The sequence below is a fragment of the Cronobacter sp. HA18003 genome (assembly GCF_011605905.1).
Taxonomy (GTDB): Bacteria; Pseudomonadota; Gammaproteobacteria; order Enterobacterales; family Enterobacteriaceae; genus Cronobacter; species Cronobacter sakazakii.
Genome location: NZ_JAANQO010000021.1, coordinates 200,008 through 222,178, shown reverse-complemented (window position 1 = coordinate 222,178; position 22,171 = coordinate 200,008). Strand labels below are relative to the sequence as shown.

Sequence of the window (22,171 nt, the reverse complement as noted above, 5' to 3'; positions counted from 1 at the left end):
ACTCACGAGAAAACGATATTTTTTCTTCGTTAACGGCTGTGGCGTAATAAAGGCATCAGCTTAAAGGAGTCTCGCCATGCCACGTTCGCTTTATCACACCGACAGTGCCCTTAACGCCGACACGCTTCTGCCGCTGCCTGCGCAGTACGGCGGCCCGGTCTGGGTTTATGACGCGCAGATCATCCGCGCGCAAATCGACCGCCTGCGCCAGTTCGACGTTATTCGTTTTGCGCAGAAAGCCTGCTCGAATATTCATATTTTGCGCCTGATGCGCGAGGCGGGCGTGAAAGTGGATTCTGTGTCGCTCGGCGAGATCGAACGCGCTATCGCCGCGGGCTACGATCCGCGCCAGAACCCGGATGATATTGTGTTTACGGCGGATGTGCTGGACGACGCCACCATCGCCCGCGTGCATGAACTGGGCGTGCCGGTCAACGCAGGCTCAGTGGATATGCTGGCGCAGCTCGGCGCGGTATCGCCGGGCCATCGCGTCTGGCTGCGCATTAATCCGGGCTTTGGCCACGGCCACAGCCAGAAAACCAACACCGGCGGCGAGAACAGCAAGCACGGTATCTGGTACAGCGATCTCCCGACGGCGCTGGCGGTGATGCAGCGCTATCAGCTTAAGCTGGTTGGCATGCACATGCATATCGGCTCCGGCGTCGATTACGGGCATCTGGAGCGGGTATGCGGCGCGATGGTAAGCCAGGTGATCGAGTTCGGCCAGGATCTGGAGGCGATCTCCGCCGGCGGCGGGCTCTCGATTCCTTACCGCGAAGGCGACGAAACCATTGATACCGACCACTATTTCGGCCTGTGGAACCGCGCCCGCGAGCAGATCGCCGCGCACTTTGGCCACCCGATCAAGCTTGAGATTGAGCCTGGGCGTTTTCTGGTGGCGGAAGCGGGCGTGCTGGTGGCGCAGGTGCGCAGCGTGAAAGAGATGGGATCGCGCCACTTTGTGCTGATCGACGCGGGCTTCAACGATCTGATGCGCCCGTCGATGTACGGCAGCTATCACCATATTTCCGCGCTGGCAGCGGATGGGCGCGATTTGCGCGACGCGCCGCTGATGGAAACGGTGGTTGCCGGGCCGCTGTGTGAATCGGGCGATGTGTTTACGCAGCAGGAGGGCGGCAAAGTGGAAACCCGCGCGCTGCCGGCGGTGCGTCCGGGCGATTATCTGGTGCTGCATGATACCGGCGCGTATGGCGCGTCAATGTCGTCTAACTACAACAGCCGTCCGCTCCTGCCGGAAGTGCTGCTGGAAAACGGCGAGGCGCGCACCATTCGTCGCCGTCAGACGATCGACGAATTACTGGCGCTTGAGCGCTTTTAACGGCGCGACGGCGTAAGGGCCCGGTGCGACGGAATCCCGCAGCACCAGGGTGCCGGTAAATGGCGGGATCGCGGCGAGCGGTTCGTCGCGCGCCAGCCGCACCGCGCTCTCAATCGCGGTGGTTATCATATCTTCGATCGGCAGACAGACCGTCGAGAGCCCCGGCTCCAGCCAGGCGGCGCTCGGCGCGTCGTCGAAGCCGAACAGCGACACATCTTCAGGAATACGCAGGCCCGCCTGGTAGAGTGCTTTTGACGCCCCGAGCGCCATATCGTCGTTACAGGCGAACAGCGCGGTGAAGCGCACGCCGCGCTCCAGCAGCTCTTTACAGCGCGCGTGGCCGCCGCTCATGCTTGAATCGCCGTTTTTAATCAGCGCCTCGTTCCCGGCGATGCCGTGCTTTTCCAGCGCGCGACGATAGCCGAGCAGACGCGCCTGGCCTGTGGGCGTGGCGAGCGACACCGTGATGCAGGCTATCTCCCGGTGCCCCTGTTCAATCAGATATTCCACCGCCTGAAAAGCCGCGTCCTGCTGTTCGAAAAAGACGCAGCGTTCGCGCGCCTGGCTGACGTCGCGGTTGATAATCACCAGCGGCACGGCGGTGTTATCGATAAGTTCCATAATCGCGGTTTCGCTCATATGGCGGGTATAGAGGACGATGGCGTCGCACTGTCTGTCCGCCAGCATTTGCACGGCTTCCAGCTCGCGCGCGGGCGTGTCGTGGCCGTCGGTGACGATAAGCTGTTTGCCGTGCGCCTCGGTCTGGCGCGACGCCTGCTGCAACAGACGCCCGAAGTAAAAGCCGTTAAAGCTCGATACCACGAGGCCAATGCTGTTACTGGTGCGGTGCGCCAGCGAACGAGCCAGCAGGTTAGGGCGGTATCCCAGTTCTTCCATCGCCCGGAACACCTGCGCGCGGGTGCTCTCTTTCACCTGGCCCGTGTTGTTCAGCACGCGTGAAACGGTCGCTTTGGAAACGCCTGCCCGAACTGAAACATCCCGCATTGTCACCATTCCCTTCGCTCCCATTGTCGTCGTGATTCGATGGAGTTTAACACACAAGCCGGACCGCGACGGAGCCGCCCACGCACGCTGTCGGCGCGTTCACACCGGCTCTGTTTCTGGTATACCAAATTTCATAAATTGCACTTTTGGAATACCAATGGCCGGTTGTGGGAGAAGCGTCACAGATAATTGTGCCAGTCGATCCTATTTTTTGGCATACCAAAAAAGGTGTTCAGCGGTAACCTTTCCATTAAAAAAGCCACATTCAAAGAGGGTATACCCTATGGCGTTCCAGGAAAAGTTGATCGATTCTCTGGGCAGTTTCGCGACTAAATTCAACAGTTACCGCTATATCATGGCCATTAAAGCGTCGTTTATTACGCTGATGCCGGTGATTATCGTCGGCGCGTTTTCGGTGCTGATTTCCAATATGGTGCTGGATCCGAAAAACGGGCTGGCGAGCTTTCAGGCGCTGTCGTTCCTGGCGGCGCTCAAGCCCATCACCAGCGCCATTAACTACGCGACGCTGAACTTCTTAAACATCGGCGCGGTGTTTTTGATTGGCATTGAGCTTGGACGTATCAACGGCATCAAGACGCTTTTCCCCGGCCTGCTGGCGGTGATCTGTTTTATCTGCGTGACGCCAACCACGGTCGAAATGCTGGTGGATGGCGAAATGCATGTGGTGAAAGATGTGCTGCTGCGCCAGTTCTCTGACACCCGCAGTCTGTTCCTCGGGATGTTTATCGCCATTCTCTCCGTTGAGATCTACACCTGGCTTGAGCACCGCGACGGGCTGAAAATCAAAATGCCTGATACCGTGCCGCCAAACGTTTCGGCGTCGTTTTCGGCGCTGATCCCGGCGATCATTACCACCACCGCAATCGCCACATTCGGTTTTGTGTTCCATCAGGTGACCGGCATGTATCTCTACGACGCGGTCTATCAGGTGGTGCAGCAGCCGCTGGAGCGCGTGGTGCAAAGCCTGCCGGGTATTCTGCTGCTGATGTTCGTCGCCCAGCTTTTCTGGGTTATCGGCATTCACGGCAACCAGATGATCAAGCCGATTCGCGAACCGCTGCTGCTCGGCGCGATTACCGTCAACATGAGCGCGTTCGAACAGGGCAAAGAGGTGCCGAACATCATCACGATGCCGTTCTGGGATGTCTATATGAGCATCGGCGGCTCCGGGCTGACCATCGGCCTGCTGATCGCGGTGATGATCGCCACCAAACGCAAAGAGATGAAAGAGATAGCCAAGCTCTCGTTCGGCCCCGGCATTTTCAATATCAACGAACCGGTGATTTTCGGGATGCCGATTATGCTCAACCCGATCCTCGCGGTGCCGTTTATCATCACGCCGCTGGTGACGGGTTCGATAGGCTATTTCGCGACCGTCATGGGCTTTGCCGGGAAAGCCGTGGTGATGGTGCCCTGGACCACGCCGCCGCTGATTAACGCCTGGCTCTCCACCGCTGGCTCCATGGGCGCAGTCGTCACGCAGCTGGTCTGCATTCTGGTCTCCATTCTTATCTATCTGCCGTTTGTGAAGATAGCCTCGCGCCGTGCCGAACAGGCGCAGGCAGAAGCCACCCGCGTTGAAACCGCGAAAAATGTATGAGGACCGCATGAGCGAAAAAACTCTCGCCATCCCGCAGGATTTCATTCTCGGCGCGGCGTCGTCCGCCTGGCAGACCGAAGGATGGAGCGGCAAAAAACCGGGCCAGGATTCGTGGCTCGATCTCTGGTATCAAAACGATCGCCACGTCTGGCACGAGGGCTACGGCCCGGCGGGCGCGACGGATCTTATCAATCGCTACGAAGAAGACGTGGCGCTGATGAAACAGGCGGGGCTGACGCACTATCGCACGTCGATCAACTGGTCGCGCTTTTTCACCGACTATGAAAACGGTGTTGTCGATGAAGAGTACGCGGCGTATTACGACCGCTTTCTGGATGCGATCAGGGCGGCGGGCGTCGAACCGATGATCTGCCTGGAGCATTACGAGCTGCCGGGCTATCTCTTTGACACTTATGGCGGCTGGTCGTCCAAAAAGGTGGTCGAGCTGTATGTGCGCTACGCCGAAAAAGTCTTTGAGCGCTACCACCAAAAAGTGTCGCGCTGGTTCACCTTCAACGAACCGATTGTGGTGCAGACGCGCGTCTATCTCGACGCGCTGCGCTGGCCCTGTGAGCAGAACACCGCGACCTGGATGCAGTGGAACCACCATAAAACGCTTGCCACTGCGAAAGTGGTCCGGCTGTTTCGCGAGAAGGGCTACGCGGGCAGCGTGGGAGTGATTCTGAACCCGGAAGTGACCTATCCGCGATCGCGCGCGCCGCACGATGTCAGCGCCGCCGAACGCTACGATCTCTTCTATAACCGGGTGTTTCTCGACCCGTTAGTCAAGGGCGTCTATCCGCCTGAACTTATGGAACTGCTGGAGAAACATGGCGTCGCGTGGGAGTACAGCGAAGAGGAGTTTGCCGTCATTCGCGACAATACCGTGGATGAGCTTGGCATCAATCTTTATTACCCGCATCGCGTCAAAGCGCCGTCGCGCGCCTGGCACCCGGAGACGCCGTTCCATCCGGCGTATTACTACGAGCCGTTTGAACTGCCGGGGCGGCGAATGAACAAATCGCGCGGCTGGGAGATCTACCCACGCATTATTTACGACATGGCGATGCGGCTCAAAAACGATTACGGCAACATCCCGTGGTTTGTCGCAGAGAGCGGAATGGGTGTCGAAAACGAAGCGCAGTTTCGCAACGCCGACGGCATGATTGAAGATGACTACCGCATCGGGTTTATCGGCGAGCACCTGTACCAGACGCTGCTGGCGCGCGAGGCGGGAGCCAATTGCCAGGGTTATATGCTGTGGGCGTTTACCGATAACGTCTCGCCCATGAACGCCTTTAAAAACCGTTATGGTCTGGTCGAAATTGACTTAGCAAACCAGCGCGCGCGGCGGCCGAAAAAATCCCTGCACTGGTACAGGCGGCTGCGCGAGTCGCGCACGCTGACGCTTACGATTGATGATGAATGGAAATAAGGACCGCTGATGAAACGTATCGTACTGTGTTGTTCCGCCGGCATGTCCACGTCGCTTGTGGTCACGAAAATGGAAAAAACCGCCGCCGAACGCGGGCTTGATCTGAACATTTACGCCATTCCCGAGCAGAATCTGCGCGATGAACTGGAACTTCACGGCGGCGATATTCAGGCGGTGCTGCTGGGGCCGCAGGTACGCTTTAAGCTTGCCGAAAATAAAAAACTCACCGACGAGCATCAGATCCCGATCGCGGTCATTGATTCTGTCGCTTATGGCACGCTTAACGGCGCGAAAGTTCTCGATCAGGCGTTATCTCTGGTAATCTAACGCGCCGCGAAGCCCGCTTGCGGCACGCGAAATTGGGTCCATTCAGAGCACAGGTGATCACGTGGAGAAGGCAGTCGTTCCGCCGGAGAAAAAGCAGTATCAGGAGATTGGTGAGGATCTGCGCGCGCAAATTATCCAGGGCCATTACCCGGTCGGCTCCCGTCTTCCGCCGGAGCGCAATATCGCCGAGAAATATGGCGTCAGCCGCACCATCGTGCGCGAGGCGCTGCTGATGCTGGAGCTACAGGGCACCGTGGATATTCGCCAGGGCTCCGGCGTCTATGTGATGCGCATTCCGGCGGAGCACGAAGCCGAAGAGGAGCGCTTTTTCTCAAGCGATATCGGCCCGTTTGAAATGCTGCAGGCGCGGCAACTGCTGGAGAGCAATATCGCGGCGTTCGCGGCGAAAATGGCCACCAAAGCGGATATCGACAACCTGCGGCGCATTCTGGAGCAGGAACAGCGCGCCATCGCCATGAATGACACCACGCAGGATAACAACAAGCTGTTTCATCTGGTGCTGGCGGGCGCGTCGCAAAACCAGATGCTGCTGGCGACGGTGGAAAGCATCTGGCATCACATGGACAGCAGCCCGCTCTGGCAGCAGCTGCGCGCCCATATCGAAACCCGCGCGCATCGCCTGAAATGGCTTGGCGATTACCAGACCATTCTCGCGGCGCTGCGTCGTCGCGACGTCATGGGGGCCTGGCAGGCGATGTGGCAACATTTGGAAAATGTGAAAAACAGCCTGATGGAGCTCTCCGACGCCGACGCGCCCGATTTTGACGGCTACTTATTTGAATCTGTGCCGATTTTCCATGGAAAACTGCAATGAACATTGTGCCGCTCTATGAGGCTCCGCAGCATGCGGAGCTGGTTACTGACTGGCTGTGGCAGGCGTTCGGCACATCGCTGCCGCGGGCGTTTTTTGCAAGTATCGTCACGCACAGCCAGCGGCCGGGTCAGTTGCCACTTACTTTTGTGGCGATTGATGGCGAACGAGTGCTCGGCACCGTGGGGCTGTGGCGCTGTGATTTAATCAGCCGTCAGGATCTCTTTCCGTGGCTGGCAGCGCTTTACATCGATGAGGCGCAGCGCGGCAGAGGGCTTGGCGGGGCGTTACAGCGCGCGGTGATGGACTACGCGCGCGCGCAGGGGTTTAAGGAGCTGTTTCTCTATTCCGCCTGCCGGGATTACTACGAGCGGTTTGGCTGGGCGTATATCGGCGACGGTCTGGACTATCCGGACCAGACCGTGCATCTCTATCGCTACGATTTATCCGTTTCGGCGGGGGCTACCACCGAGTGACGGCGCACCAGCGTCGGGGTAAAGATATTGGTGATTTCCGGTGCGGGGCGGTTATCCGCCAGCGCTAACGCCAGCTCCGCCGCCTGGGTCGCCATCGTGACGATCGGGTAGCGGATAGTTGTCAGCCGCGGGCGCACGTAGCGCGACACCAGCACGTCATCAAACCCTATCAGCGAAATCTCCTGCGGCACCGCGATGCCGTTATCGTTCAGCACGCCCATCGCGCCCGCCGCCATCGAGTCGTTATAACAGGCCACGGCGGTAAATTGTTTCCCCTGCCCGAGCAGCTCGGTCATCGCCTGCTCGCCGCCGCTCTCATCCGGTTCCGCCCAGGCGACCAGACGGTCGTTACACGGCAGATCGTGCTCGCGCAGCGCGTCGTAATAACCCTGCAAACGGTCCTCGGCGTCTGAAATCGCATGGTTTGAACAGAGATATCCGATGCGCGTATGGCCCTGCTGAATCAAATGGCGAGTGGCAAGCCAGGCGCCGTAGCGGTCGTCGAGCGCCACGCAGCGTGATTCAAACCCCGGCAGAATGCGGTTAATCAGCACCATGCCTGGGATCTGTTTCATGAGCGGGATAAGGTCTTCATCGGGAATGGTTTTGGCATGTACCACCAGCGCCGCGCAGCGATGACGAATTAGTTGTTCAATTGCCTGACGCTCTTTTTGCTCGCTATGGTAGCCGTTACCGATAAGCAGAAAATTCCCGGTGTGGTAGGCCACCTGTTCCACCGCTTTGACCATCGCCCCGAAGAACGGGTCGGAAACGTCGCCCACGACCAGACCAATGGTTTCTGTGGTCTGCTGGGCCAGCGCCCGGGCATTGGCGTTAGGGTGGTAATTGAGCTGTTCCATGGCGCTCAGCACCGCCTGGCGGGAGGCGTCACTGGCTTTGGGGGAGTCGTTAATAACGCGGGAGACCGTCGCAACAGAGACTCCCGCAAGCCGCGCAACATCCTTAATAGTCGGCATTCAGTACCTTCAGGGGTAAGCGTTTACACTGCGGTAAGTGTTACGGAAAAGCGCAGTCACTTCAAGCCGAATGCCGGTCGGGCGGGCGCTTGCTCACAAAAGATCGGGAGAAAAATAAGAAGAAGACCCTACGGATGTAACCAGAAAAAGCCAAATAATTTCAGGTAAAACCTTTAGTTACACTTTGCGATGGGCTGTTGCGATTGCTGGCTGGCGGGGAGTGTGGGCGGGTTGCTACATTTGAGATCCCAGAGGTATTGATAGGTGAAGTCAGCGACTTAGCTGATCACAACACTTACACCAACCTGCGCGGATGCGCAGGTTTTTTTTTTGCCTGCTTTCCGCCTCGCTATAGCCTTCCCGCTGCCTGAATCCCTCATCACATTATTTATCGCGCTGGGCGTGACAATTTCTCCTGTCGCCCCTGTTCGCCGAGTCGTGTAATCTGCGATAACTATACTTAACCCTCGCTAAAGGAAAACAAAGGGCGTTGATATGGTTTTAAAATTTTTTCGTTGGCTGTTCCGTTTGCTCTTTCGCATTCAGGTATACGGAGATACCGGGCCGCTGACTCAGCAGCGCGTGCTCATCACGCCAAACCACGTATCGTTTCTGGACGGCGCGCTGATGGCGCTGTTCCTGCCTGTCCGCCCGGTGTTCGCGGTCTACACATCTATCAGCCAGCAGTGGTATATGCGCGCGCTGAAGCCGCTGATTGATTTCGTCCCGCTCGACCCGACCAAACCGATGTCGGTCAAACAGCTGGTGCGTCTGGTGGGCGAGGGGCGTCCGGTGGTGATTTTCCCGGAAGGGCGCATCTCTATCAGCGGCTCTCTGATGAAAATCTACGAAGGCGCGGGCTTTGTGGCGGCGAAATCGCAGGCCACGGTGATCCCGGTGCGTATCGAAGGCGCGGAGCTGACCTTCTTTAGCCGCCTGAAAGGGCTGGTGAAACGCCGTCTCTTCCCGCGTATTTCCATTCACATCCTGCCGCCGACCAGTATCCCGATGCCTGACGCGCCGAAAGCGCGCGACCGCCGCAAAATGGCGGGCGAAATGCTGCATCAGGTGATGATGGAAGCGCGCATGGCGGCGCGCCCGCGCGAGACGCTGTTTGAGGCGCTCATTAATGCGCAAAAGCGCTATGGCGAGAGCAAAAGCTGCCTGGAAGATATCAACTTCAAGCCGGACACCTACCGCAGCCTGATGATGAAAACGCTGTTCGTGGGGCGCATTCTCGATAAATACAGCGCGCCGCGCGAGGCCATCGGCCTGATGTTGCCGAACGCCAGCATCAGCGCCGCGGTGATTTTCGGCGCGGTGATGCGCGGGCGAATCCCGGCGATGATGAACTACACGGCGGGCGTGCAGGGGCTGACCAGCGCCATTACGGCGGCGCAGATCAAAACGATTTTTACCTCGCGCCAGTTCCTGGATAAAGGCAAGCTCTGGCATCTGTCTGAGCAAATCACCTCTGTGCGCTGGGTCTTCCTGGAAGATCTGAAAGGCGAAGTGACGGCGAAAGACAAAGCGTGGATCTTCGCGCATCTGTTAATGCCGCGCCTCGCGCAGGTGGAGCAGCAGCCGGAAGACGCGGCGCTGATCCTCTTTACCTCAGGGTCAGAAGGCAACCCGAAAGGCGTGGTGCACAGCCACAAGAGCCTGCTCGCCAACGTGGAGCAGATCCGCACCATCGCGGATTTCACCGCCGACGATAAATTTATGTCGGCGCTGCCGCTGTTCCACTCTTTTGGTCTGACGGTCGGGCTGTTCACGCCGCTGCTGACCGGCGCGGAAGTCTTCCTCTACCCAAGCCCGCTGCATTACCGCGTGGTGCCGGAGCTGGTGTATGACCGCAACTGTACGGTGATTTTCGGCACATCCACTTTCCTTGGCCACTACGCACGCTTCGCGCATCCGTACGATTTCCATCTGGTGCGCTATGTCGTGGCCGGTGCCGAGAAGCTGCAAGAGAGCACCAAACAGATCTGGCAGGATAAATTCGGCCTGCGCATTCTGGAAGGCTACGGCGTGACCGAGTGCGCGCCGGTGGTGTCCATTAACGTGCCGATGGCGGCGAAGCCGGGCACCGTCGGGCGTATTCTGCCGGCGATGGACGCGCGGCTCGTTGAAGTGCCGGGCATTGAGCAGGGCGGACGTTTGCAGTTAAAAGGCCCGAACATCATGAAAGGCTATCTGCGCGTGGAAAACCCGGGCGTGCTGGAAGCCCCGGCGGCGGAAAACCCGCAGGGCGTCAGCGAGCCGGGCTGGTATGACACCGGCGATATCGTCGCTTTTGACGAGCAGGGCTTTGTCCAGATCCAGGGGCGCGCCAAACGCTTTGCCAAAATCGCAGGTGAAATGGTGTCGCTTGAGATGGTGGAAAGCCTGGCGCTCGCCGTCTCGCCGGAGAAAATGCACGCCACGGCGATTAAACACGATGCCGCGAAAGGCGAGGCGCTGGTGCTGTTCACCACCGACCCGGAACTGACCCGCGAAAAACTGGCGCAGCAGGCCCGCAGTAAAGGCGTGCCGGAACTCGCGGTGCCGCGTGATATCCGCTTCCTCAAGCAACTGCCGTTACTTGGCAGCGGCAAGCCGGATTTCGTGTCGCTGAAAAAACTCGTCGACCAGGAAGAGACGCATCATGCCTGATTCGCAAAGCCCGAACGGCTCGCTGTTTTCGCGGGGAATGATGGCGGTTATCGTCGCGCAGTTTCTTTCGGCGTTTGGCGATAACGCGCTGCTTTTTGCCACCCTCGCGCTGCTTAAACAGCAGTTCTACCCGGAATGGAGCCAGCCGGTGCTGCAGATGGTGTTTGTCTGCGCCTATATCCTTCTGGCACCGTTTGTAGGCCAGGTGGCGGACAGCTTCTCCAAAGGCCGGGTGATGATGGTCGCCAACGGTCTGAAGCTGCTCGGCGCGGTGGTCATCGTCTTTGGCGGCAACCCGTTTGTCGGGTATACGCTGGTGGGCGTCGGCGCGGCGGCGTATTCGCCCGCCAAGTACGGCATTCTCGGCGAAATCACCACCGGCGATCGTCTGGTGAAAGCGAACGGGCTGATGGAATCGTCGACGATCGCGGCGATCCTGATTGGCTCTATGGCAGGCGGCATGCTGGCGGACTGGCATGTGGGCGCGGCGCTTGGCGTCTGTGCGCTGGCCTACGCCGGGGCGGTAGGCGCGAACCTGCTGATCCCGAAACTGGGCGCAGCGCGCCCTGGACAGTCGTGGCGCTTTGGCCCGATGACGCGCAGTTTCTTCACGGCCTGTCGCACGCTGTGGCATAACGACGAAACCCGCTTCTCGCTGGTCGGCACCAGTATGTTCTGGGGCGCGGGCGTGACGCTGCGTTTCTTGCTGGTGCTGTGGGTGCCGGTGGCGCTTGGCATTACCGATAACGCCACGCCGACCTACCTGAACGCGATGGTGGCGGTCGGCATTGTGGCGGGCGCGGGGGCTGCGGCGAAGCTGGTGACGCTGGAGCGCGTGTCGCGCTGTATGCCTGCGGGCATTCTGATTGGCATTGCGGTTATCTTCTTCTCCCTGCAGCAGGCGGCGCTGCCCGCTTATCTGTTGCTGCTGCTGATAGGTTTTTTCGGCGGGTTCTTCGTGGTGCCGCTCAATGCGCTGTTGCAGGAGCGCGGCAAGCGCTCCGTCGGCGCGGGCAACGCGATTGCGGTGCAAAACCTCGGCGAGAATACCGCGATGCTGTTGATGCTGGGGCTCTATTCGCTGGCGGTGAAACTCTCGCTGCCGGTGGTAGGGATTGGCGTCGGTTTCGGGGCGATTTTCGCGCTGGCCATCGCCGGGCTCTGGCTGTGGCGACGTAAACAGTAAAAAAAGACCCGCTCCGGCGGGTCTTTTTTTATCACCAGTAAGCACCGCGCTTACGGTGCCGGGTAGGTATAGACCTGATGCACTGCTTCCAGCTCCGCCAGCACATCTTCACTGAGCGTCAGATGCAGGCTTTCGACGTTGGTTTTCAGCTGTTCCATCGTCGTGGCACCGAGCAGCGTGCTCGCCACAAACGGCTGCTGGCGCACAAACGCCAGCGCCATCTGCGCCGGATCCAGCCCGTGGCGCTTCGCCACATCAACATACGCCGCCACCGCTTTTTGCGACTGCTCGCTGCTGTAGCGCGTAAAGCGGCTGAAGAGCGTATTGCGTGCGCCTGCGGGTTTCGCGCCGTTCAGGTATTTGCCGGTCAGCGTGCCGAACGCCAGCGCGGAATAGGCCAGTAGCTCCACGCCCTCAAACTGGCTCACTTCGGCCAGCCCCACTTCAAAACTACGGTTCAGCAGGCTGTACGGGTTCTGGATGGTGACGATGCGCGGCAGATCGTGTTTATCCGCCAGATGCAGATAGCGCATTACGCCAAAAGCCGTTTCATTCGAGACGCCGATATAGCGGATTTTCCCGGCGCGCTGGAATTCCGCGAGCGCTTCCAGGGTTTCCAGCAGCGTGACGACCGGCGCGCTGTCGGTCCAGGTGTAGCCCAGCTTGCCGAAGCTGTTGGTCGGGCGCTGCGGCCAGTGCACCTGGTAGAGATCGAGATAATCGGTCTGTAAACGTTTCAGGCTGGCGTCGAGCGCGTCGCGGATATTTTTGCGATCCAGCGCCTGATTGGGGCGAATGCCGCTGTCGTTGTTGCGGCTCGGTCCGCTGACTTTGGAGGCGATCACCAGCTTTTCGCGATTGGCGCGTTTTTTCAGCCAGTTGCCAACATAGGTTTCCGTCAGGCCCTGCGTTTCCGGGCGCGGAGGCACGGGATACATTTCGGCGACATCAATCAGGTTTATGCCCTGGCTTACGGCGTAATCGAGCTGTTCGTGGGCGTCGGCCTCGCTGTTTTGTTCACCAAAGGTCATGGTTCCCAGCCCCAGCGTGCTGACTTCAAGTGAGCTATGAGGAATACGGTGATAATGCATAGCCGGCCTACCTTCTGTTGTTCATTCCGCGTCAGGCCATTCCTGACAAAGGAATATAAACATGGCAGAGGGGAGACAAAAGGAAAAGAGGCAAGGGAGAAAAAACCAAAAGGTCAGCGCGATGCTGACCTTTTATTTAACGCTCAATGATTTGCGAAACCTGATCGCGGTTTATCTGCATCTTGTTACCCTGTGGGTCACGATAACTGACCAGACCGGTTTCGTCATCAACCTGCGGTTTGCCTTCAGTCAGGATCATCCGGCCATCTTTGGTCGCCATGACGTAATCACTGCTACAGCCTGAAACCGCGAAGGCCAATCCGACGGCAGAAATTGCTACAGCCCATTTATTCATTGTTTTTCGCCTCATCAGGAAGGGGTCCACGTAGAGTCTAGTAAAAAGCAGCGAGGCGGCGCGAAAAAGCAGCAAATTCTTAAAAGTTCAGGGGAATAAACAAAAACGCTCCCGAAGGAGCGTTCTGATTACAGCGGTCTTTTCTTGTTGCGCAGCAGATTGAGGCTTTCCACGGCGATGGAGAAAAACATCGCGAAGTAAATGTAGCCTTTCGGCACGTGAATATCGAAGCTCTCCAGCATCAGGGTAAAACCCACCAGGATCAGGAACGAAAGTGCCAGCATTTTCACGGACGGATGGCGCTCGACAAACTCGCCGATAGGGCGCGCGGCGAACATCATCACGCCCACTGCGATCACCACCGCCGCCATCATAATAAACAGATGATCGGAGAGACCCACCGCGGTGATAACCGAATCCAGACTGAAGATAATATCCAGCAGCATGATCTGAATGATGGCGCCGAAGAAAGAGTGCACGTTGGTTTTCAGGCCTTCCTCTTCGCCTTCGATAGTCTCGTGGATCTCTTTACTGGCTTTCCAGATAAGGAACAGACCACCCAGTAGCAGGATCAGATCCCGCATCGAGAGCGCCTGATCGAAAACGGTAAACAGCGGATTAGTGAGCTTCACGACCCAGGCGATCGACGCCAGAAGCGCGAGGCGCATAATCATCGCCGCGCCGAGGCCCATTTTGCGCGCCAGCGCCTGCTGAGATTTCGGCAGTTTCGCCACGACCAGAGAGAGAAAAATAATATTGTCGATCCCAAGCACAATCTCCAGCAGCGTCAGTGTACCGAGTGCCAGCCAGGCGTTGGGATCCGTTATCCATGCAAACCACATTCAAAAAAGTCCTGCTCAAAGAAACAAAACGCTAATTATATGCGTCGGGGGAGGGCTGTTGACAAAATTTTAAGGGATTCATAACAAAAAATGGCGCGCCAGCAGCGCGGCGGTGAAGTTTTTCTTCAGATAAAAGCCGCGCGGCAGCGTCATTATCGGCTCGCCATGTGCGCCGAACGCGGGCGTCAGCGCTTTGCTGTTGGCGGCTTTTGGACGCAGCTGCAATACCTCGCCGTGACGCGCGGTGATGCGCTCTACCTGACCTAACACAATCAAGTCCATTAACTCGTCCCAGTCACGACGTAGCTGATCGTCTTCCTGCGGCGACGGGCTCCAGAGCAACGGCGCGCCAACGCGGCGCTCTGCCAGCGGGATTTCGCGCTCGCCTTCTACCGGCACCCACAGTACGCGTTTGAGCTTGTGGCGCACGTGACTGGTTTCCCATGTCACGCCGGTATTGCCGGTAAGCGGAGCGACGCAGACAAACGTCGTCTCAAGCGGGCGGCCCTGGCTGTCGATGGGGATCGTTTTCAGCTCCACGCCAAGCGCTGCGAAATCCTGCTCAGGTTTACTGCCTGCGCTCGCGCCAAGCCAGCGCTCCAGCAGCACGCCGATCCAGCCCTTATCACGACGCAAATCGGCGGGCGTTTCGAGGCCTGCCAGCGCCGCCAGTTCGCCAAGCGTCAGCCCCGCCAACTGCTGCGCCTGATGCAGCAGTTGCGCTTCATCGACGGGCGGTTGAACAAGAGGAGCAAGGGAAGTCATAATGATTACCTTCTGTTTAAAAAATGAACAGCAAAATGTCTGCTTGTGGAAAGAGTTTACCTGCTTGTGAGCAAGCAATTCAATTACATGATTTTAAATGATTTTTATGAAAAAGAAGGATTTCTCAGACGTCAGAAATAAAGGTTGTTCAAATCTGGTCACCGACAATAAACAGGATCTTACACCAGTTTATCCACAGAAAAATGGGATAACTGTGTAAATCCCTCACTACTGTTTCGATTTACAGCCTTGACGGACGGGGAAAAACGCCTTTTTCAACAAATTGTGACTAAGTTATTGGCATAATCTGTGGATAAAAACGACGCTGGTCGATCTTTCGTCAGAGTAAGGATCGTGAGTGTGATGATCGTCACACTGAGCGGTGAATATCACGTTTTTTTTAGTTTAATTGTTTGAATAGCAATGCAATTTTCTCTATAAGAATAATCCCTGGTTTTGGGTTGCTTTGGGTTTTCCCTGGGAAATAAGACACTTCTTCACAAAGATATCCACAGAAAAAGTGAATAAAAGCGGGCCTTAACCGCTTCCCCTGTTTATAACCCCGCATATTTTTGTGAGTTATTCAAATGTTATTCCTGTTCACAGCGGCTAACAGAGTGGTTTACCGTCAATGAGGAGTATGAAACAATCGTTACTATCCAGGTTTATTTTGAGGTAGTCCGGTGATCGATGATGATGGCTACCGCCCGAATGTTGGTATCGTGATCTGTAATCGTCAGGGACAGGTAATGTGGGCCAGGCGTTTTGGTCAGCACTCCTGGCAATTTCCGCAAGGGGGTATTAATCCTGGCGAGTCGGCGGAGCAGGCGATGTATCGCGAGCTTTTCGAAGAGGTCGGTTTACAGCGAAAAGATGTGCGCATCCTTGCGACTACCCGAAACTGGTTACGTTACAAATTACCAAAACGTTTGGTGCGTTGGGACACAAAGCCGGTATGTATCGGCCAGAAACAAAAGTGGTTTCTTCTGCAGTTAATGAGCAACGACGCCGATATCAACATGCAAACCAGCAGTACGCCAGAATTTGACGGCTGGCGGTGGGTAAGCTTCTGGTATCCGGTGCGCCAGGTGGTCTCTTTCAAGCGCGATGTCTATCGTCGGGTGATGAAAGAGTTCGCAAGCGTTGTGATGCCGTTGCAGGAGAGCGCGCCACCGCAGCGTAATCCTTCGCCTGCCTGGCGACGTAAAAGAGGTTAAGCCACGCAAATTATGCTCACCCGGTTGCGAGAAATAGTCGAGAAAGTGGCCAGCGCCCCGCGCCTCAACGAGGCGCTGGATATTCTCGTTACGGATATCTGTCTTGCGATGGATACCGATGTTTGTTCGGTTTATCTCGCCGATCACGACCGACGTTGCTATTACCTGATGGCAACGCGTGGGCTGAAAAAACCGCGCGGGCGCACCGTAACGCTGGCCTTTGATGAAGGTATCGTCGGCCTGGTCGGGCGCCTCGCCGAGCCGATTAACCTCGCCGATGCGCAAAAACACCCCAGCTTTAAATACATTCCCTCTGTGCGTGAAGAACGTTTTCGCGCTTTTCTCGGCGTGCCGATTATTCAGCGCCGCCAGCTGCTTGGCGTTTTAGTCGTCCAGCAGCGCGAGCTGCGCCAGTATGATGAGAGCGAAGAATCCTTCCTGGTGACGCTCGCCACCCAGATGGCGGCGATTTTGTCGCAGTCTCAGCTGACCGCGCTGTTTGGCCAGTATCGTCAGACGCGTATCCGCGCGCTGCCGGCCTCGCCGGGCGTGGCGATCGCGCCGGGCTGGATGGACGCCACGCTGCCGCTGATGGAGCAGGTCTACGAAGCCTCGACGCTCGATACCGGGCTTGAGCGCGAACGCCTGACCACCGCGCTTGAAGAAGCCGCTGGCGAATTCCGCCGCTACAGCAAACGTTTTGCCGCAGGCGCGCAAAAAGAGACGGCGGCGATTTTCGATCTCTATTCCCACCTGTTGTCCGACGCGCGGCTGCGTCGTGAGCTTTACGACGAGGTGGATAAAGGCTCGGTCGCCGAATGGGCGGTCAAAAAAGTTATTGAGAAATTCGCCGAGCAGTTTGCCGCGCTGACCGATGGTTATCTGAAAGAGCGCGCGGGCGATCTGCGCACGCTCGGCCAGCGGCTGCTGTTCCATCTCGACGATAATATTCAGAGCCCGAACACCTGGCCTGAGCGTTTTGTGCTGGTGGCGGATGAGCTTTCCGCCACAACGCTCGCCGAGCTGCCGCAGGACAGGCTGATGGGCGTCGTCGTGCGTGACGGGGCCGCCAACTCCCATGCCGCTATTATGGTGCGCGCGATGGGCATTCCAACCGTGATGGGCGCGGATATTCAGCCTTCTGTGCTGCATCATCGTATGCTGGTGGTCGATGGTTATCGCGGCGAACTGCTGGTCGACCCGAGCCCGGTGCTGCTTCATGAATATCAGCGGCTTCTCAGCGAAGAAAATGAACTTAGCCGGATTGCCGAAGATTATGTCGAACAGCCCGCCTGCCTGAAGAGCGGCGAGCGGGTGCAGGTCATGCTCAATGCGGGTTTGAGCCCGGAGCATGAAGAAAAACTCGGCAGTCGTATCGACGGCATTGGTCTTTATCGCACCGAAATCCCGTTTATGCTGCAAAGCGGTTTTCCGTCCGAAGAAGAGCAGGTAGCGCAGTACCAGGGCATGTTGCAGATGTTTAACGACAAGCCAGTGACGCTGCGCACACTTGATGTCGGCGCGGATAAACAGCTGCCCTATATGCCCATCAGCGAAGAAAACCCCTGTCTTGGCTGGCGCGGGATCCGCATCACGCTCGATCAGCCGGAGATCTTTTTGATCCAGGTGCGCGCCATGTTGCGTGCCAATGCTGCAACGGGCAATCTCAGCATCCTCTTACCGATGATCACGAGCATCGACGAAGTGGACGAAGCGCGTCGGCTTATCGACAGAGCTGGCCGCGAAATGGAAGAGATGCTCGGCTATGAGATCCCTAAACCGCGGCTGGGCATTATGGTGGAAGTCCCGTCGATGCTGTTTATGCTGCCTCACCTGGCAAGCCGCGTTGACTTTATTTCCGTCGGCACCAATGACCTCACCCAATATCTGCTGGCGGTAGACCGCAATAACACGCGCGTCGCCAGTCTCTATGACAGCCTGCATCCGGCGATGCTGCGCGCGCTGAAAATGATCGCCCTTGAGGCGCAACGCCTCGGCATCGATCTCTGCCTGTGCGGTGAAATGGCGGGTGACCCGATGTGCGTCGCGCTGCTGGTTGGCATGGGCTATCATCATCTCTCGATGAACGGCCGCTCGGTCGCGCGCGTGAAGTATCTGCTTAGACATATCACGCTGGAAGAGGCCGAGACGCTCAGCGCGCGCAGCCTCGAATCGCAATCAGCCACAGAAGTGCGTCACCAGGTGGCGGCGTTTATGGAGCGTCGCGGCATGGGCGGTCTCATTCGCGGCGGCCTGTAACACTGCTATAACCGGTTGTGCTCTTACATATCTTTTACAACTTCCTGTCCTCGCCCACGCCAGGCTTTATGCTATGATCCGCAGCCTCAGGAGCGTCCGGAAAAGGGCGCAGCATCTCACCCGCTGTCCACTTTCAGCGGGATAACAACAGGTTTTGGTGACAGATGAATAGTGGCTATCTGCATTTTCCCGATTTTGATCCGGTAATCTTCTCTCTTGGACCGGTTTCGCTTCACTGGTACGGGCTGATGTATCTTGTGGGCTTTGTGTTCGCCATGTGGCTTGCCGTTCGTCGCGCTAATCGTCCTGGCAGCGGCTGGACAAAAAACGAAGTGGAAAACCTGCTGTATGCGGGCTTTCTCGGCGTCTTCCTTGGCGGGCGTATCGGTTATGTGCTGTTTTACAATCTGCCGCTCTTCCTCGAAAACCCGCTTTATCTGTTCCGCGTCTGGGATGGCGGGATGTCCTTCCATGGCGGACTCATCGGCGTAATCTGCGTGATGATCTGGTTTGCGAAGCGCACCAAACGTAATTTCTTCCAGGTCTCCGATTTTATTGCGCCGCTGATCCCCTTCGGGCTTGGCGCGGGCCGTCTGGGTAACTTTATTAATGGCGAGCTGTGGGGCCGTGTCGACCCGGGCTTCCCGTATGCCATGCTTTTCCCGGGCTCGCGCAGCGAAGATATCGGCCTGCTGGCCTCGCATCCGGAATGGCAATCGCTGTTTAATACTTACGGTGTGCTGCCTCGCCATCCGTCGCAGCTTTATGAGTTGTTCCTCGAAGGCATCGTGCTGTTTATCATTCTGAATCTGTTTATCCGTAAACCGCGTCCGATGGGGGCGGTCTCCGGCCTGTTCCTGATTGGTTACGGCGCATTCCGTATTATTGTTGAATTTTTCCGTCAGCCGGACGCGCAGTTTACCGGCGAGTGGGTGCAGTACATTAGCATGGGGCAAATCCTCTCCATTCCGATGATCGTCGCAGGCGCAGCTATGATGATCTGGGCTTATCGCCGCCGCCCACAGCAGCAACTTTCGTGAGACGCCATGAAACAGTATCTTGAACTGATGAACAAAGTGCTCCATGAGGGAGCACAAAAAGATGATCGTACCGGCACCGGGACGCTCTCGATTTTTGGCCACCAGATGCGTTTTAACCTGCAGGAAGGTTTCCCGCTGGTTACGACTAAACGTTGTCATTTGCGCTCCATCATCCATGAGCTGCTCTGGTTTCTGAAAGGCGACACTAATGTCGCTTATTTACATGAAAATAACGTCACCATCTGGGACGAGTGGGCAGATGAAAACGGCGATCTGGGCCCGGTATACGGCAAACAGTGGCGCTCATGGGCGACACCCGATGGCCGCCATATCGACCAGCTGGAAACCGTCCTGAACCAGCTGAAAAACGATCCAGATTCGCGCCGTATCATTGTTTCTGCCTGGAACGTCGGCGAGCTGGATAAAATGGCGCTGGCGCCTTGCCACGCGTTTTTCCAGTTCTACGTAGCGAACGGCAAGCTCTCTTGCCAGCTCTACCAGCGCTCCTGCGATGTGTTCCTTGGCCTGCCATTTAATATCGCCAGCTACGCGTTGCTGGTGCATATGATGGCGCAGCAGTGTGACCTTGAGCCCGGCGATTTCGTCTGGACGGGCGGCGATACGCACCTCTACAGCAATCACCTGGAGCAGGCGCGTTTGCAGCTCACACGCGAGCCTCGCCCGCTGCCGAAGCTGGTTATCAAGCGTAAGCCGGAATCGCTCTTTGATTACCGGTTCGAAGATTTCGAAATCGAAGGCTACGATCCTCACCCGGCCATCAAAGCGCCCGTCGCGATTTAATGCTTACCCTGCCATAACCGACGCACTTCCGCGTCGGTTTTTTTATTCCTGTTATTCATTCTTCGGCACATCTTCCAGCGCTTATGCAAGCACATGCAAAAGAACCGATTTCTTTCGAGAAGTCTTCCGGTTTCGCGGATTACCGCTGGTCACGTTTACCATCAGTGGCACACTTGCGCCATGAACAGAAAACAGCAGGGCTATAGCCTGATTGAAGTGATGGTGGTGCTGGTGATTATTATCAGCATGAGCGCGGCGGGCGTGTATGGCTGGCAGCGCTGGCAAAACCAGCAACGTTTATGGCAGACCGCGCAGCAAACGCGAGATTTTCTTGAGGCACTCAGGGAGGAGGCGAACTGGCGTAATGTTGACTACAAACTCTGGGTAAATCGTGGTTCGCAGGGATGGTGCCTGGGTACACAGACGAGTAGTGAGCAGACGTGTCGTAAAGGAGCAAAGGATCAGTTTTCACCGCCGTGGCCGGAAGTGGAGATCGCTGAAATGACGCCCGGGCTGGCCTTCTTTGGATTACGCAATACGGCCTGGCCAGGACACATCATTTTACGTAGCCCCGTTGGGGAGTGGCGCATCATTATTTCGGTCTGGGGGCGGATCCGGCTATGCGAGCCAGGAGAAGGGACATCATGCGTGTAAAGGAGAAAGGATTCTCTCTGCTTGAGGTGCTGATTGCGCTTGGCATAAGCAGCGTATTGTTAACCGGAGCCGCAAGGCTGCTTCCCGCGTTGCAGCTCGGCATACTGCGTCAGGCGCAACAAACGCTCTTGCAAGAAGAGCTCTGGCAGCTGGCATTTACAGTGGGCAAACAGATACAGCGAGCTGGTTACTGCTACGGCGGTTGTGATAGCCGCGCACTGCAACTCAATAGCGACGGCAGCTGTTTGCTGGTGCAGTGGGATGCGAACAGCAATGGCCGTTTCGAGAGCGCGCCTTCAGCCGATGCTGAGCAAACGGGGTATCGCCTGCGCGACGGTAGCCTTGAGACACTAAGGGGCGCTACATCCTGCGAGGGGAAAGGGTGGGAGAAAATGACGAATCCCGCCATGGTGCGCATCGACAAGTTTCAGGTGCAGGAAAAACGGCGGCCCGGCTTCCCTGCGCTATTTACCGTGGCGTTGCGCGCAACAATGCTCCGCTACCACGGCGATCCGGTGGCTGTGGAGCATAGCGTCAGTGGGTTTAACTTATGAGCGCCAGAGAGAAGGGCATGTCGACCATTGCTATGGTTCTGGCTTTGCTGCTGTTGGGCAGTCTGATGTTAGGTGGGCTTCAGCAGCAACTGGACAGCCGTTTTGGCCGCGCGGCAAACGAAAGTGCGGCGATTAAAGCATTTAACGCGGCGCTTTCAGCGCTGGCATTGTCGCAAAGCCAACGCTGGATGTTTACACCACAGTGGCAATGCCAGACGTTGCCTGAAGTCAAAGGACGGGCCTGCGTCAGGCAGATGCAAACGTATCTGCTGGTCGCAGCAGAGGGCGCGGATGAGAATGCCGTGCCCCTCACGCTCTGGCGCTGGGCGCAGCCTGACGGTGATCGCCTGCGTTTTATGCCGCATGGCTGGAGCGACTTCTGCCCGCTCACGGAGGCGAAGCAATGCCAGTTACCTTAGCTCGCCAGCGTCAGGCCGGGTTTAGCTTGCCCGAAGTGTTGGTGTCTCTGGTTTTGTTCATCATCATCATCGGGGCGTTAACGGGGTATTACCAGGTACTGGCGCAAGGGTTTCTTAATCAGTGTCACTATCGGCAGCTCTGGCGTTTTGCGAGTCAGCAGGCAGAAATCAACCCGCCACCTTTGCCTGAAGGCTGGAAAGCGACGCGGGTGGAGACTTCCGTAGCGGGATGTGTCAGCATTTCGGTTATTGTGTCGAGCCCTGGGGGCAGGCAAGGGCAGTTAAGACGTTTACATTGCCCCTCTGAAAAGCAGTAGTCAG

22 protein-coding genes are annotated in these 22,171 nt (G+C 57.2%); 16 read left to right on the top strand and 6 right to left on the bottom strand.

Annotated features, from left to right (window positions below):
- Positions 1-76 precede the first annotated feature (76 nt).
- Positions 77-1,339: a diaminopimelate decarboxylase gene (gene lysA, locus G6041_RS12210; protein WP_012123877.1), complete on the top strand. Its 1,263-nt coding sequence runs from the start codon at positions 77-79 to the stop codon at positions 1,337-1,339.
- Here lysA and G6041_RS12205 read toward each other — a convergent pair.
- Positions 1,316-2,353 carry a LacI family DNA-binding transcriptional regulator gene (locus G6041_RS12205; protein ID WP_029463832.1) on the bottom strand — a complete coding sequence of 346 codons (1,038 nt, stop codon included), beginning with the start codon at positions 2,351-2,353 and terminating at the stop codon, positions 1,316-1,318. The two genes, lysA and G6041_RS12205, sit on opposite strands and share 24 nt — an antisense overlap.
- A 274-nt stretch (positions 2,354-2,627) precedes the next feature.
- Between G6041_RS12205 and G6041_RS12200 the strand changes: the two genes are divergently transcribed.
- From G6041_RS12200 to G6041_RS12180, 5 genes are all read left to right on the top strand, one after another.
- Positions 2,628-3,965 carry a PTS sugar transporter subunit IIC gene (locus tag G6041_RS12200; protein ID WP_012123879.1) on the top strand — a complete coding sequence of 446 codons (1,338 nt, stop codon included), beginning with the start codon at positions 2,628-2,630 and terminating at the stop codon, positions 3,963-3,965.
- Between the two features lie 7 nt (positions 3,966-3,972).
- The gene (locus tag G6041_RS12195) at positions 3,973-5,400 is read left to right on the top strand and encodes a glycoside hydrolase family 1 protein (protein ID WP_041460684.1); all 1,428 of its coding nucleotides are present in this window, start codon (positions 3,973-3,975) and stop codon (positions 5,398-5,400) included.
- 9 nt (positions 5,401-5,409) lie between these two features.
- Positions 5,410-5,727 carry a PTS sugar transporter subunit IIB gene (locus tag G6041_RS12190; protein WP_007870568.1) on the top strand — a complete coding sequence of 106 codons (318 nt, stop codon included), beginning with the start codon at positions 5,410-5,412 and terminating at the stop codon, positions 5,725-5,727.
- Positions 5,728-5,788: 61 nt separating this feature from the next.
- Positions 5,789-6,562, top strand: coding sequence for an FCD domain-containing protein (locus G6041_RS12185; RefSeq protein ID WP_012123882.1), 774 nt, complete (start codon positions 5,789-5,791; stop codon positions 6,560-6,562).
- Complete coding sequence (locus tag G6041_RS12180; protein WP_012123883.1) at positions 6,559-7,035, top strand: GNAT family N-acetyltransferase; 477 nt, start codon at positions 6,559-6,561, stop codon at positions 7,033-7,035. The genes G6041_RS12185 and G6041_RS12180 overlap by 4 nt, the downstream gene beginning before the upstream one ends.
- Here the strand turns inward: G6041_RS12180 and galR are convergent.
- Positions 6,996-8,012: an HTH-type transcriptional regulator GalR gene (gene galR, locus G6041_RS12175; RefSeq protein WP_007777824.1), complete on the bottom strand. Its 1,017-nt coding sequence runs from the start codon at positions 8,010-8,012 to the stop codon at positions 6,996-6,998. The two genes, G6041_RS12180 and galR, sit on opposite strands and share 40 nt — an antisense overlap.
- A gap of 495 nt (positions 8,013-8,507) precedes the next feature.
- On the opposite strand from galR, the gene aas reads away from it, so the two are divergent.
- Entirely contained in the window at positions 8,508-10,667 is a 2,160-nt protein-coding gene (gene aas, locus G6041_RS12170; RefSeq protein WP_012123884.1) for a bifunctional acyl-ACP--phospholipid O-acyltransferase/long-chain-fatty-acid--ACP ligase, read from the top strand.
- A complete protein-coding gene (gene lplT, locus G6041_RS12165) occupies positions 10,660-11,853 on the top strand; it encodes a lysophospholipid transporter LplT (protein ID WP_007894423.1) in 1,194 nt (397 codons plus the stop codon). The genes aas and lplT overlap by 8 nt, the downstream gene beginning before the upstream one ends.
- Positions 11,854-11,903: 50 nt before the next feature.
- On the opposite strand, the gene G6041_RS12160 is transcribed toward lplT, so the two are convergent.
- The 4 genes from G6041_RS12160 to mutH all read right to left on the bottom strand — a co-directional run bounded on the left by G6041_RS12160 (position 11,904) and on the right by mutH (position 14,906).
- A complete protein-coding gene (locus tag G6041_RS12160) occupies positions 11,904-12,944 on the bottom strand; it encodes an NADP(H)-dependent aldo-keto reductase (RefSeq protein WP_041460383.1) in 1,041 nt (346 codons plus the stop codon).
- A 136-nt stretch (positions 12,945-13,080) separates the two neighbouring features.
- A complete protein-coding gene (locus tag G6041_RS12155; protein ID WP_071817993.1) occupies positions 13,081-13,299 on the bottom strand; it encodes a YgdI/YgdR family lipoprotein in 219 nt (72 codons plus the stop codon).
- Between the two features lie 128 nt (positions 13,300-13,427).
- Positions 13,428-14,141: a TerC family protein gene (locus G6041_RS12150; protein ID WP_012123888.1), complete on the bottom strand. Its 714-nt coding sequence runs from the start codon at positions 14,139-14,141 to the stop codon at positions 13,428-13,430.
- A 78-nt stretch (positions 14,142-14,219) separates the two neighbouring features.
- Positions 14,220-14,906 (bottom strand): DNA mismatch repair endonuclease MutH, encoded by a 687-nt coding sequence (gene mutH / locus G6041_RS12145; protein ID WP_041460384.1) that lies wholly within the window; start codon positions 14,904-14,906, stop codon positions 14,220-14,222.
- Between the two features lie 683 nt (positions 14,907-15,589).
- Here mutH and rppH point away from each other — a divergent pair.
- The 8 genes from rppH to G6041_RS12105 all read left to right on the top strand — a co-directional run bounded on the left by rppH (position 15,590) and on the right by G6041_RS12105 (position 22,167).
- A complete protein-coding gene (gene rppH / locus G6041_RS12140; RefSeq protein ID WP_004385951.1) occupies positions 15,590-16,123 on the top strand; it encodes an RNA pyrophosphohydrolase in 534 nt (177 codons plus the stop codon).
- A gap of 12 nt (positions 16,124-16,135) precedes the next feature.
- Entirely contained in the window at positions 16,136-18,382 is a 2,247-nt protein-coding gene (gene ptsP / locus G6041_RS12135; protein ID WP_007894428.1) for a phosphoenolpyruvate--protein phosphotransferase, read from the top strand.
- Between the two features lie 164 nt (positions 18,383-18,546).
- The gene (gene lgt, locus G6041_RS12130; RefSeq protein WP_004385953.1) at positions 18,547-19,422 is read left to right on the top strand and encodes a prolipoprotein diacylglyceryl transferase; all 876 of its coding nucleotides are present in this window, start codon (positions 18,547-18,549) and stop codon (positions 19,420-19,422) included.
- A 6-nt stretch (positions 19,423-19,428) separates the two neighbouring features.
- The gene (gene thyA / locus G6041_RS12125) at positions 19,429-20,223 is read left to right on the top strand and encodes a thymidylate synthase (RefSeq protein ID WP_012123890.1); all 795 of its coding nucleotides are present in this window, start codon (positions 19,429-19,431) and stop codon (positions 20,221-20,223) included.
- A gap of 180 nt (positions 20,224-20,403) precedes the next feature.
- Positions 20,404-20,877, top strand: a complete 474-nt coding sequence (locus tag G6041_RS12120) for a prepilin peptidase-dependent protein (protein WP_007894437.1) — start codon at positions 20,404-20,406, stop codon at positions 20,875-20,877.
- Positions 20,868-21,431 carry a prepilin peptidase-dependent protein gene (locus G6041_RS12115; protein ID WP_012123891.1) on the top strand — a complete coding sequence of 188 codons (564 nt, stop codon included), beginning with the start codon at positions 20,868-20,870 and terminating at the stop codon, positions 21,429-21,431. Before G6041_RS12120 ends, G6041_RS12115 begins: the two co-directional genes overlap by 10 nt.
- Positions 21,432-21,448: 17 nt before the next feature.
- The gene (locus G6041_RS12110; protein WP_041460385.1) at positions 21,449-21,850 is read left to right on the top strand and encodes a DUF2509 family protein; all 402 of its coding nucleotides are present in this window, start codon (positions 21,449-21,451) and stop codon (positions 21,848-21,850) included.
- Complete coding sequence (locus G6041_RS12105) at positions 21,835-22,167, top strand: prepilin-type N-terminal cleavage/methylation domain-containing protein (protein WP_012123893.1); 333 nt, start codon at positions 21,835-21,837, stop codon at positions 22,165-22,167. The genes G6041_RS12110 and G6041_RS12105 overlap by 16 nt, the downstream gene beginning before the upstream one ends.
- Positions 22,168-22,171: the final 4 nt, after the last annotated feature.